Here is a 14,130-nt window from a genome sequence, read left to right as displayed (position 1 = left end):
TGGACGGGGTGACTAACGAGGGAGATGGTCGGGGCGCACGGGCACCCCGTCGAACTCTAACAGCGCCGCGGAGTGCGCAGTCCGGGCCGAGCCGGACAGCCACTCACCGTGGCAACGAACGGCCGAGACACCGAACGGCCGATGGCCGCAGCACGAGAGTCGTACCACGGCCATCGGTCCGTACTGCCGGAGGTCCGCCCGCTCGTCGAGTGGGCGGACCGCCGAACTCACAACTCGGTGACGGATCCGCCGGCTGCGTTGATCTTTTCCTTGGCACTGCCGGTGAACTTGTCGGCGGTGATGGACACCTTCACCGACAGGTCGCCGTCGCCCAGGATCTTGACGAGACGGTTCTTGCGCACCGCACCCTTGGCGACCAGATCGTCCTTGGAGATCTCGCCACCCTCGGGGAACAGTCGCTCGATGTCGACCAGGTTCACGACCTGGTACTCGACCCGGTTGCGGTTGGTGAAGCCCTTGAGCTTCGGCAGCCGCATGTGGATCGGCATCTGGCCACCCTCGAAGCCGGCCGGGACGTTCTTGCGAGCGCCCGTGCCCTTGGTGCCACGACCTGCGGTCTTGCCGCGCTTTCCGCCTTCACCGCGACCGACGCGGATCTTGGCGCTCTTCGAACCCGGTGCGGGGCGAAGATGATGCAATTTGATGGTCACTTGGTGACCTCCTCAACGACGACGAGGTGACGCACCACGTTGATCAGCCCGCGGGTCTGCGGGGTGTCCTCGCGAATCACCGACTGGCGGATCTTCTTGAGGCCCAGCGTGCGAATGCTGTCACGCTGGTTCTTCTTCTGACCGATGGTGCTCTTGATCTGGGTCACTCTGAGGTCAGCCATGAGCTGCTCCTGCTGCTGCCTGGGCGCGAGCGCGCAGCATGCCGGCGGGAGCGACGTCCTCGATCGGCAGACCACGACGTGCCGCGACCTCTTCCGGACGCTGCAGGCTCTTGAGAGCTGCAACGGTGGCGTGCACGACGTTGATCGCGTTGTCGCTACCCAGCGACTTGGCGAGGATGTCGTGGACACCTGCACACTCGAGCACGGCACGCACCGCGCCACCGGCGATGACACCGGTACCGGGGCTTGCCGGGCGCAGCATGACCACACCGGCCGCAGCCTCACCCTGGACGGGGTGCGTGATCGTGCTACCGATCAGCGGGACGCGGAAGAAGCTCTTGCGAGCCTCCTCGACACCCTTCTGAATGGCTGCGGGAACTTCCTTGGCCTTGCCGTAGCCGACGCCGACCAGTCCGTTGCCGTCTCCGACGATCACGAGGGCGGTGAAGCTGAAGCGACGACCACCCTTCACGACCTTGGAGACGCGGTTGATCGCGACCACGCGCTCGAGGTTGTTCTTCTCCGGGGCGTTTCCGCCACGCTGATCGCGACCGCCGCGACCGCCGCCGCGGTTGTCTCCACCGCCACGGTTGTCACCTCCGGCCGCGTTGGGTCCACTGTTGGCTCCGGCGGGTCCGCTGCCGCCGTCACGCCGTTGACGTCCCGGCATCAGGCTGTCCTTCCGTTGGTGAGCTGAGTCTTCGCTGCGTTGGTCATCAGAACGTCAGCCCGCCTTCGCGAGCTGCATCGGCGAGTGCCGCGATGCGTCCGGCGTAACCGTGGCCACCGCGGTCGAAGACCACTGCCTCGATGCCGGCCGCCTTGGCACGCTCGGCGATGAGAGTGCCGACCTTGGCGCCACGGGCCTTCTTGTCGCCCTCGGTCGCGCGCACATCGGCCTCGATGCTGGACGCGGACGCGAGAGTGCGGCCGGTCAGATCGTCGATCAGCTGTGCGTGCAGGTGACGCGAGGAACGGTTGACGACCAGACGGGGACGCTCTGCGGTTCCGGAGACCTTCTTGCGAAGACGGAAGTGGCGGCGCGTCTTGGACAGGCGACGACGCGTGGAGGCGTCCTTGCCCAGCGGGATGCGCTTCGGGTTCGCGTCGGAACCCTTCGTTGCTGCGGAGTTGCTCATCACTTACCTGTCTTTCCGACCTTGCGGCGGATCTGCTCACCCTCGTACCGAACGCCCTTGCCCTTGTACGGGTCGGGACGACGGAGACGACGGATGTTGGCAGAGATCTGGCCGACCTTCTGCTTGTCGATACCCGAGACCGAGAATCGGGTGGGCGTCTCGACCGCGAAGGTGATGCCGTCGGGCGCCGTGATCGGCACCGGGTGGCTGTAGCCGAGAGCGAACTCGAGGTCGCTGCCCTTCAGAGCCACGCGGTAACCGACGCCGTGAATCTCCATCTTCGTGGTGTAACCAGCGGTCACACCCGTGATGAGGTTCGCGACGAGAGTGCGCGAGAGGCCGTGGAGCGAGCGGCTACGACGCTCGTCGTCAGGCCGGTTGACCGAGAGGGATCCGTCATCGTTCTTGGCGATGGAGATCGGCTCGGCGATGGTGAGACTCAAGGTGCCCTTGGGTCCCTTGACGGTGACATCCTGGCCGGCGATGGTGACATCGACTCCGGCGGGAACTGTCACAGGAAGCTTTCCGATACGCGACATAGTGGTGGCCTCCCTTACCAGACGTACGCGAGGACTTCGCCGCCGACGCCCTGATTGGCCGCCTGGCGATCGGTCAGCAGGCCGGTGGACGTGGAGATGATCGCCACGCCGAGGCCGCCGAGCACCTTGGGCAGATTGGTGGATTTTGCGTACACACGCAGTCCGGGCTTGGACACCCGACGCACACCGGCGAGGCTGCGCTCGCGGCTGGGGCCGTACTTGAGGTCGACGATGAGGGTCTTGCCCACCTCGGCGTCCTCGGTGCGGTACTCGGAGATGTAGCCCTCACGCTTGAGGATCTCGGCGATGTTCGCCTTGATCTTCGAGTGAGGCAGCTTCACCTGATCGTGGTACGCCGAATTGGCGTTGCGCAGACGCGTCAAGAAGTCTGCGATGGGGTCGGTCATGGTCATGACAGAGTTCATGGCCCTTTCTCGCAGCGGTTCCCATGCAGCACGTGCGAGCTGGTGCCCTGGTAGCAGGGCCTGACTCGTCCCGTCGTGGGCCTACAGCGAAGTGTTCTGTCCTGACCGACTGTTGCCGGTCAGGGGTTGCGCTCCTGCCAGTGCAGACGTGAGCACTGGCGGGTGTTTCGAGCATCATGGCAAGAAACCTGAGTAGCTCGGGTCGTATGCAGGCATGACGGTACCCGGGCAACCGGTCAAGTGTAAGGGAGTGACCTGCGGAGACCAAATCGGTGCAGGTAGGGCGGGTGGTGCCGGTGCTGGAGTGCGCCCGCGGGAAGGGGTGCACGGTCGGTGTCGACGGGGGTGCCGGGCTCGAGGCCCACCAGTGCTGCAGGGGGTGCGCACACCGGTTCCGGTGACCGAGCACCCCCTCCCGCCTGCGGTAAAGGGTGTGCGCCCGCGGGAAGGGGTGCACGGTCGGTGTCGACGGGGTGCTGGGCGCGGCAGGAGCGCGAGGCCCACCAGTGCCGCAGGGGGTGTGCACACCGGTTCCGGTGGCAGAGCACCCCCTCCCGCCTGCGGTAAGGGGTGTGCGCCCACCGGAAGGTGTGCGCAGTGACAGGACGAGCTCGGGTTGTGCTGGTGCCGCGCGGTTCGAGCGCATCCACGAACCCGGGACGCTTTCGTCGGCCATGATCGCGCGTCTCGACTCTCACGTGACGAAAGCGCGTCGCGATGGCAGCCGCGGCAATGTCGGTGACCGTCCGGCAGAGCCGAGCGACACAGTCGACAGACACCTCGTTTCACCGCAACATCGTCGGGTTCCGCCGGGGAACCAAGTTCGATGACCGGTTGGTCCGTTTCGCTCCACCATTGCCATTGAGCCTTTTAAGGTCCATTCACGACGTTTATCGGGTACGACGAGTGATGGAGGACGATGTGAAGACTGGTGCACGCACATTCGGCAAGGTCGGCATGGTGGGAGCGGCAGCAGCTGCGGCGCTGTTGGCGGGGTCGGGAACGGCGTCGGCTGCGGTGCTTGCCGTCGTTGCAGTGCCCACGCCCGGCGTCGAATCGATCACCACGGTGGTGACCGTGACACCGCTGGTGGCCTTCACGGGCGCAGTGGACTGCACCGTCACCGCGACCGAAGTGGGCGACGAGACCAACACGGTGAGCGCGTCGGGCCCCGCCGAGACGGTTCTTCCCTTCGCTCCTGCGCTCGGCGACATCACCATCGACGGACTCGACGCCGGGCTCTACAACGTCGGGGTGACGTGTGACGACGGCGGCACGCCGGTCAGCACGCTGGTCGACCTCCCCGTCACCGTGCTTCCGGAAGGCGAACTGCCCCCCGTCCTCCCGCCGATCGGTGGCGGCGGCGGATCACTCCCGCTGGACATCTTCGAGAGCTGACGTTCGACGACGCGAGCCCCGGTCCTCATGGAGGTCCGGGGCTCGTCTCGTGCGCGGGTCGACCCCCGCCTGTCAGTCCTTGCCGTCTCCCCGATCACGCACCCGGTCACCGAGATTCGCCTTCTCGTCGCGGTCGAGCGCATCCACGTCGATGAAGCGCGACTTGCCCTGCGTGGCACGGTTGACGAAGAACGTCACCACCCACAGCGCCACACCGAGGAGCAGCATCGCGCCGGCGATGCGGTACTGGATCATCTGCGCATCGGTCCGCGCCCACGGTCCGACGAGGAACAGGCACAACGTGCCGCCCGTCACCGGAACCCACAGCGGCGCACTGAAGCCCGTCGTCTCCTTCTTGCGCTTGAGCACCAGGTTGGCGACGTTGACCACCGCGAACACGCAGAGCAGCAGCAGCCCGGTCGTTCCGGACAGAGCGCTGACGACCGAGTTCCCCTGCAGCTGGTTGACCACCACGATCAGCACCAGTGCCATGACGGTGGAGAACATGATGGCCGCCCACGGCGAGCGACGCGTCGGCAGAACCGCGCTCAGCGACTTCGGCAGGATGCGCTGACGCCCGAGGCCGTAGATCAACCGACTCGCCATCAGCATGTTGATGAGCGCGGTGTTGGCGACGGCGAACACCGTCAGGTACGGGAAGATCTCGTCGATCGGCAGTCCCGGTGCGCCGAGTCGCACGACGTGGAGCAGGATGCCCTCGCTGCCGGAGTCGTAGTCCAGCGGCAGGACCGCGATCACGGCCACGACGACGAGAACGTAGATGAGGCAGGCGATGCCGAGTCCGGAGAGCATCATCTTCGGGAAGATCTTCTCGGGCTCCTTGGTCTCCTCGACCATGTTCACCGAGTCCTCGAAGCCGACCATCGCGAAGAACGCAATGGTGGTCGCGACGGTGACGGCGAGGAACCAGCCCTTCTCGTTGGCGTCGTCGAACACGACAAGATTCGCGATGTCGCCCTCGGCGCTGCCACTTCCCACCGCGACGAAGCCGATCGCGATGACGATGGCCAGTGCCGCCATCTCGATGATCGTCAGGATCACGTTGAACTTGACGGACTCGCCGACACCGCGCAGATTGATCGCCGCGAGCAGCAACATGAAGGCCAGTGCGACCACCAATTGCGCTGTGTCGCCGGTGGGTACGTCGAACCACCCGATACCGTCCTCGGCACTGAAGGTCTCGTGCAGGCCGGCCAACAGGTTGCCCGCCACCACGTTCGACGACGTCGAGGCGCTGGTGATGCCGGAGCAGATGACCGCGAACGCGACGAGGAACGTCGCGAAGTGGATGCCGAAGGCTTTGTGCGTGTACAGCGCGGCGCCGGCGGCCTGCGGATACTTGCACACCAGCTCGAGATAGGAGAACGCGGTCAGCGTCGCCACGACGAAGGCGAGGATGAACGGCAGCCACGCCATTCCGCCGACGTTGGCGATCATGTCGCCGGTCACGGCGTAGACGCCGGCGCCCAGGATGTCGCCGACGATGAAGAGCAACAGCAGTCCGGGTCCGAGGACCCGCTTGAGTTCCGGCGTGGCCGAGGTCTCGGTCTCCGCGGTCTGAGTCATCTTTCCTCCGCTCGCTCCCCCGTCGCGCAACCCTAAGCCCGGCGCCGTGTCCACGCGAGGCATATGGTGCGGACACGCAGGAGGGATTGCGACCATGAAGATACGCACCGAGTTGGTGTCGACCGGGGGAAATACCGCTGGATTCCGGATTCCGGACGAGGCGGTGGAGGCCTTGGGAGGCGGGAAGCGCCCGAAGGTGGCGGTGACCGTCCTGAACGCCGAAAGGCCCGAGCCGTGACGGCCCGGGCCTTTCAGATGGGGATCAGATCACCAGGAGCTCTTGTGCACTCCGGGGAGCTCGCCGCGGTGCGCCATCTCGCGCACGCAGATACGGCAGAGGCCGAACTTGCGGAACACGGAGTGCGGACGGCCGCAACGCTGGCAGCGGGTGTACGCACGAACCGCGAACTTCGGCTTCTTGTTGGCCTTGTTGACCAGTGCCTTCTTAGCCATACGCTCAGTTCTCCTTGAACGGGAAGCCGAGGTGCTTGAGCAGCGCGCGGCCTTCGTCGTTGTTGGTGGCCGTCGTGACGACGGTGATGTCCATGCCGCGAGGGCGATCGATCTTGTCGACGTCGATCTCGTGGAACATCGACTGCTCGTTCAGGCCGAACGTGTAGTTGCCGTTGCCGTCGAACTGCGTGCCCGACAGGCCACGGAAGTCCCTGATGCGGGGAAGCGCGATGGACACGAGACGGTCCAGGAACTCCCACATACGGTCGCCGCGCAGCGTGACGCGCGCGCCGATGGGCATGCCCTCGCGGAGCTTGAACTGCGCGATGGACTTGCGGGCCTTGCGGATCTCGGGCTTCTGGCCGGTGATCGCGGCGAGGTCTGCGACCGCACCGTTGATCAGCTTCGCGTCACGGGCGGCGTCGCCGACACCCATGTTGACGACGACCTTGACGATGCCGGGGATCTGCATGACGTTGGCGTACTCGAACTCGGTGTTCAGCGCGTCCTTGATCTCCTCGCGGTAGCGAGTCTTCAGGCGCGGAACCAGCTTGTTCTCGGTGGTCGTCATCAGATGTCCTTCCCGTTCTTACGGGAAATCCGAACGCGCTTGCCGTTGTCGTCGGTGCGGTAGCCCACGCGGGTGGGGTTGCCGTCCGAGTCGATGACCGCGACGTTGGAAACGTGAATGGGGGCTTCCTGCGTGACGATGCCGCCCGAGGAGGCGCCGCGCTCGTTGGCCGAGACAGCGGTGTGCTTCTTGATACGGTTGACGCCCTCGACGAGGACCTTGGAGGTCTCGGGGTAGGCCGTGATGACCTTGCCCTTCGCTCCCTTGTCCTTACCGGAGATGACGAGAACCGTGTCGCCCTTGTGCACCTTCATCTCACAACACCTCCGGAGCCAGCGACACGATGCGCATGAACTTCTTCTCGCGCAGCTCGCGGCCGACCGGGCCGAAGATGCGGGTACCGCGGGGATCGTTGTCAGGCTTGATGAGAACGGCAGCGTTCTCGTCGAACTTGATGTACGAACCGTCGGCGCGGCGACGCTCCTTCGTGGTGCGGACGATGACGGCCTTGACGACCTCGCCCTTCTTGATGTTTCCACCGGGGATCGCGTCCTTGACGGTGGCGACGATGACGTCGCCGATCCCGGCGTAACGGCGTGACGAGCCACCGAGAACGCGAATGCACAAGATTTCCTTGGCACCCGTGTTGTCGGCGACGCGAAGCCGCGACTCCTGCTGAATCATGGGTCTCCTTGGTGACCTGGATGTACGTACGTGCCGGATACCGACCCGACACGCGCGGTCTGCGGCCCTGGCCGACGCATGCGTCTACCACGGGCAACCGCTCTAGTGTAGGGAACACGCGGACGGGATCCAAATCCCCCACCACGCGCGACGGCACAGGACTCTGTCAGGCGCCGGTGGCACACTGAGATCCGTGGACAGCCTCGCACGGGGGGAGAACCGCCCCGCACCCTCGGACAGCCTCGACATCTCCGTGTCCGGCGCCGCCGTGGACGTCTCGGCGTTGCTGCTGAACTCCGCGGGCCGGGTTCGATCGGACGCGGACCTCGTCTTCTTCAACAACCCGGTCGGCCCCGGCGTGACGTACGGCAGCGGCGGTATCCGCGTGGACACCCGCGCGGTGCCCCGCGACGTCGACACCGTGGCCGTCACCGCCAGTCTGGACGGATCGGGCCCCGTCACGTTCGGCGGCCTGGAGCCGACCATCTCCATCGGGCCGGACCTGTCGTTCCGGATGAGTGGGCTCACGAGCGAGACCGCCGTCGTGTGCGTCGAGATCTACCGACGCGGCGACGCCTGGAAGGTCCGCGCCGTGGGCCAGGGCTTCGACGACGGACTCGCGGGGATCGCGACGAACTTCGGCATCACCGTCGACGACGAGCCCGCGCCGACACCAACGCCGGCACCGACCGTCGTCCCCACCACAGCATCAGCACCACCACCCGTACCGACGCAGGGAGCACTGGCCGTGAGAAGTGAACTGTTCGCCCCCACCCACGCCGAGGTCCAGGGCGTCGGCATCCAGAAGCAGGGCAGCAAGATGGCCCGCATCGCGATGAACGGCGAGATCATGGCGCGCTCGGGATCGATGGTGGCTTACCAGGGCGACCTGAAGTTCGAGGCGCAGGGATCCGGCGGCATCGGCAACATGATCCGTCGCACGGTGACGGGCGAGGGCGTGCCACTGATGAAGGTGTCCGGTCGCGGCGACCTCTTCCTCGCGAACGCCGCGCAGGACGTGCACATCATCGACCTCGACGGCAGCGACGGTCTCACCATCAACGGCGCCAACGTGCTCGCGTTCGACTCGTCGCTGTCGTACCGCATCGGCCGGGTCCAGGGTGCGGCCGCCAGCAGCAACGCGGGCCTGTTCAACTGTATCTTCACCGGGCAGGGGCGCATCGCCATCACCACCGACGGGCAACCCGTCGTGCTGAACGTCGACCAGCCCACCTTCGCGGATCCGCAGGCTGCGGTCGCGTGGTCGTCGAGCCTGCAGACCTCGGTGAAGAGCAACGATCAACTCAACTTCGGCACCCTCATCGGCCGCAGCACCGGCGAGCGCTTCACCCTGCAGTTCTCCGGGCAGGGGTTCGTCGTCGTGCAGCCGTCGGAGCAGCCGCCCGGCGGGTTCGTCGGCGGCACGGGCGGCGGGCAGCAGGCCGGTGTCGGCGGCGCGCTGGGTGGCCTGCTCGGACGGTGACCCGCGCGACACGGGTTCCCGTCCCCGGGTACGGTTTCGGGGATGGTAACCGACAGGGCAGGCCTGAAGTCGGCCGAAATCGGCCGCGGGGCGATGGCCGGTCCGGTCGGCCTCGACACCAGGGCGGGGGTGATGACGTGACGACACGCGTCGACACCGCGACGCCCTGGTGGCACGACGCCCCGCTGGACCGGGTCGTGCGACTGTCCGGCGCCGCGATGCGCGATCTCGCCGAGTCGGTGGACCCGCTGCCGTCCGATGCTCCGGCCGCGCTCTTCTTCACCCTGTCGAACGGCTCCGCGTCGGAGATGGTGGACGCCGTCGTCACCGCGGTCGAGCAGGCCGCCCTCGAACTGTTGCCCTTCCTGCTTCCCGGCGATGGGGACCGCTCGTCCCTGGCCCGCGACGCCGCTCGGGCACGAGCTTTCGAGCACGCGTCGTCGAGCGAACACTTCGGCCCGTACCTGGCCCATCTCGCAGCCGCGGCGACGTCGGGGAATCCCCTGCGAGTCGACGCCTTCGCTCGCGAGACCCGCGCCGCCGGTGCCGCCCGTGTGATCGCCGACGTCCACGGACGAGAGCGCGCCGTCCTCGTCGTGGACGTCCCCGCCGACGGCGACCCGGCAGCGGTGGCGACCGCCGCGGAATGGTTGTGCAGCACCGGGACGGGCGTCTGGCTGACCGGGGCCGGCGCCCCCGCCGTGGACCGATTCCCCGTTCTGACCGTGCACACCCCGTCGACCCCGGACGACGTCGACACCATCGTCGACCGCTTCCGGCCGCTGAGCTACCCGCCCGTCGAGGGGCGTCCGCACGCGGCCAGCGCGGCGGAGATCCTGCTGGACCGTGTCCTCTCCACTCGCGAGTGGGCGGCCGGTCGACGCCACAACCGCTCCGTCCGACCGACGACGTTGAGCAGACCGTTCACGCTGGACGTGTCGTGGGTCGATGAGAAGGTCGCCATCGAGATCGACGGCCACGAGCACCGTGCGCGTGCGCAGTTCGCCGACGACCGATCCCGCGACAACCTGCTGCAGACGCACGGCTGGATCGTGCTGCGGTTCACCAACGAGGACGTGCTGGCGGACCACGAGAGCGTGACGACGATGATCGAACAGGCACTGCACCGACGACGATCGAAGGGGACTCCCACGTGAGCGCGAACGAGTTGACCGGTACCGAGGTGTCCGTGCTGATGGTGCTGATGGCCGAGGCGCGCGCGGTGCGCAATCCCGAACTGTCGACGCTCGGGCCCGAGTTGAAGAAGCCCCACCGGGACCACCTCGCGTCGCTCGGCCTGATCGAGGTGGGCAAGCAGGGTCGGACGATGACCGTCGAGCTCACCGACAAGGGCTGGAAGCACTGCTCCGACCTGATGGGCACGCAGGCGCCGAAGGGTGCGGCCGGCCCCGGCAAGGCGCTGTTCACCGTCATGGCAGGCCTCGGTCGATGGTTCCATCGCGACGACGTGCGCCCCGCCGAGGTCTTCTTCCCGCGCGACACTCCGACATCGATCACGGCGCCGCCGACCCCACCCAATGCCATCGTCGCCCCCGCGGTCCGCAGTGAACTGTCCGCGGCGGACGTCGAACAGCGGATCCGATCGACGTACGCGGACCTCGCGCGTGAGCCCGGGGCCTGGGTGCGGCTGTCGCGGCTGCGGCCCGCCCTCTCCGACATCTCGCGCACGGATCTCGACGAGGCGCTGGCCCGGCTGCGACGCGCCCCCGACGTCTCCCTCATCCCCGAGGAGAACCAGAAGACCCTGACCGACGAGGACCGCGCCGCGGCCGTCGACGTCGGCAACCAGCAGAACCACCTCTTGGCGATCGAACAGTGATGGGCGGCTCCACGATGACGACCACGAAGTCCGAACAGATTCGCGCTCTCGAGTCGGTGCGGCTGAGCTGGGCCCCCACACCCGACGACGTGTGGCGGTCCCAGTCGGACGTCCACGTGCCCGGAATGCACGAGCGGGTGTTCACCGAGGTCATGAGTGCGTACACCGACGCCGAGAACTCGGACGACGCCAGTCCGCTCGGCGTCGTCGTGCAGGGCCCCGCGGGTTCCGGCAAGACGCACCTTCTCGGGCAGGTCCGCGAGGAGGTGCAGTCGCGCGGCGGCTACTTCTTCCTCATCCGGCTCCTCGACGCCGCGGGTTTCTGGCGCTCGACGCTGATGGGCATGCTCGACGACCTCAACCGCCCGTCGGGTCGCGGTGACGACAGTCAGCTCCGGTTGGTCCTGCGGCGGCTCTGCGACATCGCCGGCGTGAGCGAGGACCAGCGGCGACAGGTCATGGGCGAGAACATGATCGACGCCGACACGCTGAACGAGTTCGTGACCGGCGTCTACAAGGCCCATCCCCGCCATCGTCGGACCTCCCAGCACACCCTGCGCGCCCTGGTCCTCTCGATCGCACCCGACGCGGCCGTGCAGGACATCGGCGACGCCTACCTGCAGTCGATCGACGACGTGGACGCCGACGAGTTCGAGTCGTGGGGCATCCGCCGCGCGGAGCTCGGTCACCAGGGCATCGCGGAGAACATCTCCCGACTGCTCGCGATCACAGGTCCCACCATCCTCGCCATCGACCAGATCGACACCCTCGTCGCGCAGGCGCGCACCGGAGCCGACAAGGACTACGCGGACGAGCAGGAGGACAAGGTGGTCGAGCAGCTCGCCCACGGTCTGATGACTCTCCGTGAGACGTTGCCGCGCACCGCCTCCGTGTTGTCGGCGCTGTCGAGCGCGTGGGACCTGATCGCCGCTCGCGGGGTCGCACCGATGCGTGACCGGTTCCGGGTGACTCAACGGCTCAAGCCGATTCCGTCGTCGGACGTCGGACGCCTGCTCCTGGAGCGTCGCCTCGAGGCGTGCTTCCGCGAGGTCGGCTTCGCCACCCCGCACCCGACCTGGCCGGTGGCCGTCGACGCGTTCGACAAGGCACCGGACTTCACTCCCCGCCAGCTTCTCATTGCCGTCGACAAGCACATCCGCCACTGCCTCGAGACCGGGGTCGCGACGGAACTGACCGACTTCGCCTCCAGCGGAGGGGGATCCGACACACCGTCGCTGCCCACGGCCAAGCGATCCGAACTCGAGGCGCTCGACGAGCGGTACGCGCAGTTGCGCGGCGCCGCGGACGTGTCGACACCGCTCGAACCCGGCACCGAGGACAGCCTCGTCCCGGCGCTGCTCTCCGCCGGTCTCGACGCCTGGATCCACGAGCACCAGTCGTCCGACGACAGCCTCGCGCAGGATCCTCCGCCGAGCGGCCGCCCGGCACTGCACGCACGGCTCCGCCACACCGTCGACAGCGACACCGACGACGAGGAACACTGGTGCTTCCGCGCCGTCTCCTCCACCAATGCCCGTGCGGCACTTGCCCGTATCGAGCGGGCCGTCACCGCGGCGGGTCTGCACATCGACATGCCGCGCCGTCGATTGATCCTCATCCGCAACGCACCCTGGCCCAAGGGTGCGAAGACGGAACAGACCGTGGCGGCGCTGCACCGCGCCGGTGGTGTCGAGGTGCCGCTGAGCGAGGACGATCGCCGCTCGCTGCACGCCCTGGGCGCTCTCCGGTCGGAGAACTCGCCGGCCCTCACGTCGTGGCTGCTCGCTCGCAAGCCGGCGCACGAGATCGCGTTGTTCCGCGAGGTGCTTCCCGACGCGAGCGTCGTCGACGACGATCAGGCACTCATCGAACCGGAGGTGTCGCAGGCTCCCGCAGCAACTCCGCGCCGGGAGCAGATCGAGATGGGGACGGAGCTCAGCACCAACGCCGAGGTCCGCATTCCGCTCGAGGCGCTGCGCAAGCACACGGCGATCTTCGCCGGCTCGGGCAGCGGTAAGACCGTGCTCATCCGCCGGCTGGTCGAGGAGTGTGCCCTGCACGGTGTCTCGTCGATCGTGCTCGACATCAACAACGATCTCGCCCGCCTCGGAACCCCGTGGCCGGAGGACGAGCGCACGTGGCCGCCGGGCGACGAGGCGAAAGCTGCTGCGTACCTGCGGGACACGGACGTCGTCATCTGGACTCCGCGCAAGTCGTCGGGGCGGCCGCTCAGTTTCCAGCCGCTCCCCGACTTCGCCAGCGTCGTCAACGACAAGGACGAGTTCGACGCGTCCGTCGAGTCGGGCCTCGCGGCGCTTGCTCCCGCCGCACTGGCGACGGGCACCACGGAGAAGGCGCAGCACCGCCAGGCGGTGCTGCGCGCGGCACTCGACGGGTTCGGCCGGCGCTCGGCCGGCGACATGTCGGACTTCATCGACCTGCTGGAGAATCTCCCCGCAGACGCCAGTGATCTGCGCGACGCCGTGCGTATCGCGGCCGATCTCGCTGAGAACCTCAAGGCCGCGATGACGAACGACCCGATGTTCGCCGGGTCCGGCACTCCCGTCGATCCGGGCGTGCTGCTCACCCCGGCCGAGGGGAAGAAGGCGCGCGTGTCCGTCATCAACCTCTCGGGGCTCACCACCGAGGAGCAGAAGCAGAGCTTCGTCAATCAGCTGCAGATGGGTCTGTTCGCCTGGATCAAGAAGAACCCGGCGGGTGATCGACCGCTCGGCGGACTCTTCGTCATGGACGAGGCGCAGAACTACGCGCCCTCGGACAAGGCGACACCGGCCACGCACAGCACGCTCGCACTCGCGTCGCAGGCCCGGAAGTACGGCCTGGGGCTCGTCTTCGCGACGCAGGCCCCCAAGGGGCTGCACAACCGCATCGCCGGAAACGCGGCCACCCAGTTCTACGGCCTGCTGAACAGTCCCGCCCAGATCCAGGCGGCGCAGGAGATGGCACGCGCCAAGGGCGGCTCCGTGCCCGACGTCGGACGTCTCCCCGCAGGTCAGTTCTACGCGGCGGTCGAGGGTTCGGAGTTCCGGCGTACGGCCACTCCCCTGTGCCTCACCTTCCACCCCAAGAGTCCTCCCACCGAGGAGGAGGTCCTCGCGCTGGCGCGCGAGTGAAGGAAGAAGTCCTGGCGCCGGCGC

17 protein-coding genes are annotated in these 14,130 nt (G+C 67.4%); 6 read left to right on the top strand and 11 right to left on the bottom strand.

What is annotated here, in order from left to right:
- Positions 1-227: 227 nt before the first annotated feature.
- From rplO to rpsH, 6 genes are read right to left on the bottom strand one after another with little or no spacing between them, the layout of a single operon-like run.
- A complete protein-coding gene (gene rplO / locus HQ325_RS14385; RefSeq protein WP_027504672.1) occupies positions 228-671 on the bottom strand; it encodes a 50S ribosomal protein L15 in 444 nt (147 codons plus the stop codon).
- Positions 668-853 (bottom strand): 50S ribosomal protein L30, encoded by a 186-nt coding sequence (gene rpmD / locus HQ325_RS14380; RefSeq protein ID WP_027504671.1) that lies wholly within the window; start codon positions 851-853, stop codon positions 668-670. The genes rplO and rpmD overlap by 4 nt, the downstream gene beginning before the upstream one ends.
- Entirely contained in the window at positions 846-1,523 is a 678-nt protein-coding gene (rpsE, locus tag HQ325_RS14375; protein ID WP_204868928.1) for a 30S ribosomal protein S5, read from the bottom strand. Before rpsE ends, rpmD begins: the two co-directional genes overlap by 8 nt.
- A gap of 46 nt (positions 1,524-1,569) precedes the next feature.
- Positions 1,570-1,992 carry a 50S ribosomal protein L18 gene (gene rplR / locus HQ325_RS14370; protein WP_222630475.1) on the bottom strand — a complete coding sequence of 141 codons (423 nt, stop codon included), beginning with the start codon at positions 1,990-1,992 and terminating at the stop codon, positions 1,570-1,572.
- The gene (gene rplF / locus HQ325_RS14365) at positions 1,992-2,531 is read right to left on the bottom strand and encodes a 50S ribosomal protein L6 (protein ID WP_222630474.1); all 540 of its coding nucleotides are present in this window, start codon (positions 2,529-2,531) and stop codon (positions 1,992-1,994) included. The genes rplR and rplF overlap by 1 nt, the downstream gene beginning before the upstream one ends.
- Before the next feature lie 14 nt (positions 2,532-2,545).
- Positions 2,546-2,944, bottom strand: coding sequence for a 30S ribosomal protein S8 (gene rpsH / locus HQ325_RS14360; RefSeq protein ID WP_027504667.1), 399 nt, complete (start codon positions 2,942-2,944; stop codon positions 2,546-2,548).
- A gap of 933 nt (positions 2,945-3,877) precedes the next feature.
- Between rpsH and HQ325_RS14355 the strand changes: the two genes are divergently transcribed.
- Entirely contained in the window at positions 3,878-4,354 is a 477-nt protein-coding gene (locus HQ325_RS14355; protein ID WP_222630473.1) for a hypothetical protein, read from the top strand.
- Positions 4,355-4,426: 72 nt separating this feature from the next.
- On the opposite strand, the gene HQ325_RS14350 is transcribed toward HQ325_RS14355, so the two are convergent.
- On the bottom strand, positions 4,427-5,941 hold the full coding sequence (locus HQ325_RS14350) for an APC family permease (RefSeq protein ID WP_222630472.1): 1,515 nt from the start codon (positions 5,939-5,941) through the stop codon (positions 4,427-4,429).
- Between the two features lie 94 nt (positions 5,942-6,035).
- Between HQ325_RS14350 and HQ325_RS14345 the strand changes: the two genes are divergently transcribed.
- Complete coding sequence (locus tag HQ325_RS14345) at positions 6,036-6,179, top strand: DUF1905 domain-containing protein (protein ID WP_222630471.1); 144 nt, start codon at positions 6,036-6,038, stop codon at positions 6,177-6,179.
- Between the two features lie 29 nt (positions 6,180-6,208).
- On the opposite strand, the gene HQ325_RS14340 is transcribed toward HQ325_RS14345, so the two are convergent.
- Genes HQ325_RS14340 through rplN form a run of 4 tightly spaced genes read right to left on the bottom strand, consistent with a single transcriptional unit; the run spans position 6,209 to position 7,649 of the window.
- Positions 6,209-6,394, bottom strand: coding sequence for a type Z 30S ribosomal protein S14 (locus HQ325_RS14340; protein ID WP_027504665.1), 186 nt, complete (start codon positions 6,392-6,394; stop codon positions 6,209-6,211).
- A gap of 4 nt (positions 6,395-6,398) precedes the next feature.
- On the bottom strand, positions 6,399-6,965 hold the full coding sequence (gene rplE / locus HQ325_RS14335) for a 50S ribosomal protein L5 (protein ID WP_222630470.1): 567 nt from the start codon (positions 6,963-6,965) through the stop codon (positions 6,399-6,401).
- Positions 6,965-7,279, bottom strand: coding sequence for a 50S ribosomal protein L24 (rplX, locus tag HQ325_RS14330; protein WP_027504663.1), 315 nt, complete (start codon positions 7,277-7,279; stop codon positions 6,965-6,967). The genes rplE and rplX overlap by 1 nt, the downstream gene beginning before the upstream one ends.
- Before the next feature lies 1 nt (position 7,280).
- Positions 7,281-7,649, bottom strand: a complete 369-nt coding sequence (gene rplN, locus HQ325_RS14325) for a 50S ribosomal protein L14 (RefSeq protein WP_027504662.1) — start codon at positions 7,647-7,649, stop codon at positions 7,281-7,283.
- Positions 7,650-7,833: 184 nt separating this feature from the next.
- Here rplN and HQ325_RS14320 point away from each other — a divergent pair, with 184 nt between their 5' ends.
- The 4 genes from HQ325_RS14320 (at position 7,834) to HQ325_RS14305 (ending at position 14,106) form a co-directional block, all read left to right on the top strand.
- Positions 7,834-9,132, top strand: a complete 1,299-nt coding sequence (locus tag HQ325_RS14320; protein WP_222631077.1) for an AIM24 family protein — start codon at positions 7,834-7,836, stop codon at positions 9,130-9,132.
- 137 nt (positions 9,133-9,269) lie between these two features.
- Positions 9,270-10,289 carry a DUF559 domain-containing protein gene (locus tag HQ325_RS14315; RefSeq protein ID WP_308014432.1) on the top strand — a complete coding sequence of 340 codons (1,020 nt, stop codon included), beginning with the start codon at positions 9,270-9,272 and terminating at the stop codon, positions 10,287-10,289.
- On the top strand, positions 10,286-10,972 hold the full coding sequence (locus HQ325_RS14310) for a hypothetical protein (RefSeq protein WP_222630467.1): 687 nt from the start codon (positions 10,286-10,288) through the stop codon (positions 10,970-10,972). Before HQ325_RS14315 ends, HQ325_RS14310 begins: the two co-directional genes overlap by 4 nt.
- A gap of 14 nt (positions 10,973-10,986) precedes the next feature.
- Complete coding sequence (locus HQ325_RS14305; RefSeq protein ID WP_222630465.1) at positions 10,987-14,106, top strand: helicase HerA domain-containing protein; 3,120 nt, start codon at positions 10,987-10,989, stop codon at positions 14,104-14,106.
- Positions 14,107-14,130 lie beyond the last annotated feature (24 nt).

This window comes from Rhodococcus sp. BP-349 (assembly GCF_019835845.1).
In the GTDB taxonomy this organism is placed as follows: Bacteria; Actinomycetota; Actinomycetes; order Mycobacteriales; family Mycobacteriaceae; genus Rhodococcoides.
Note: the sequence above shows the minus strand (reverse complement) of the source record. Positions and strands in the feature narration are given on the sequence as shown.

Bases quoted from the DNA above. Each gene is read 5' to 3' on its own strand.
- rpmD (WP_027504671.1), bottom strand. From the start codon at position 853: ATGGCTGACCTCAGAGTGACCCAGATCAAGAGCACCATCGGTCAGAAG.
- rpsE (WP_204868928.1), bottom strand. From the start codon at position 1,523: ATGCCGGGACGTCAACGGCGTGACGGCGGCAGCGGACCCGCCGGAGCC.
- rplR (WP_222630475.1), bottom strand. From the start codon at position 1,992: ATGAGCAACTCCGCAGCAACGAAGGGTTCCGACGCGAACCCGAAGCGC.
- rplF (WP_222630474.1), bottom strand. From the start codon at position 2,531: ATGTCGCGTATCGGAAAGCTTCCTGTGACAGTTCCCGCCGGAGTCGAT.
- rpsH (WP_027504667.1), bottom strand. From the start codon at position 2,944: ATGACCATGACCGACCCCATCGCAGACTTCTTGACGCGTCTGCGCAAC.
- HQ325_RS14350 (WP_222630472.1), bottom strand. From the start codon at position 5,941: ATGACTCAGACCGCGGAGACCGAGACCTCGGCCACGCCGGAACTCAAG.
- HQ325_RS14345 (WP_222630471.1), top strand. From the start codon at position 6,036: ATGAAGATACGCACCGAGTTGGTGTCGACCGGGGGAAATACCGCTGGA.
- HQ325_RS14340 (WP_027504665.1), bottom strand. From the start codon at position 6,394: ATGGCTAAGAAGGCACTGGTCAACAAGGCCAACAAGAAGCCGAAGTTC.
- rplE (WP_222630470.1), bottom strand. From the start codon at position 6,965: ATGACGACCACCGAGAACAAGCTGGTTCCGCGCCTGAAGACTCGCTAC.
- rplX (WP_027504663.1), bottom strand. From the start codon at position 7,279: ATGAAGGTGCACAAGGGCGACACGGTTCTCGTCATCTCCGGTAAGGAC.
- rplN (WP_027504662.1), bottom strand. From the start codon at position 7,649: ATGATTCAGCAGGAGTCGCGGCTTCGCGTCGCCGACAACACGGGTGCC.
- HQ325_RS14305 (WP_222630465.1), top strand. From the start codon at position 10,987: ATGACGACCACGAAGTCCGAACAGATTCGCGCTCTCGAGTCGGTGCGG.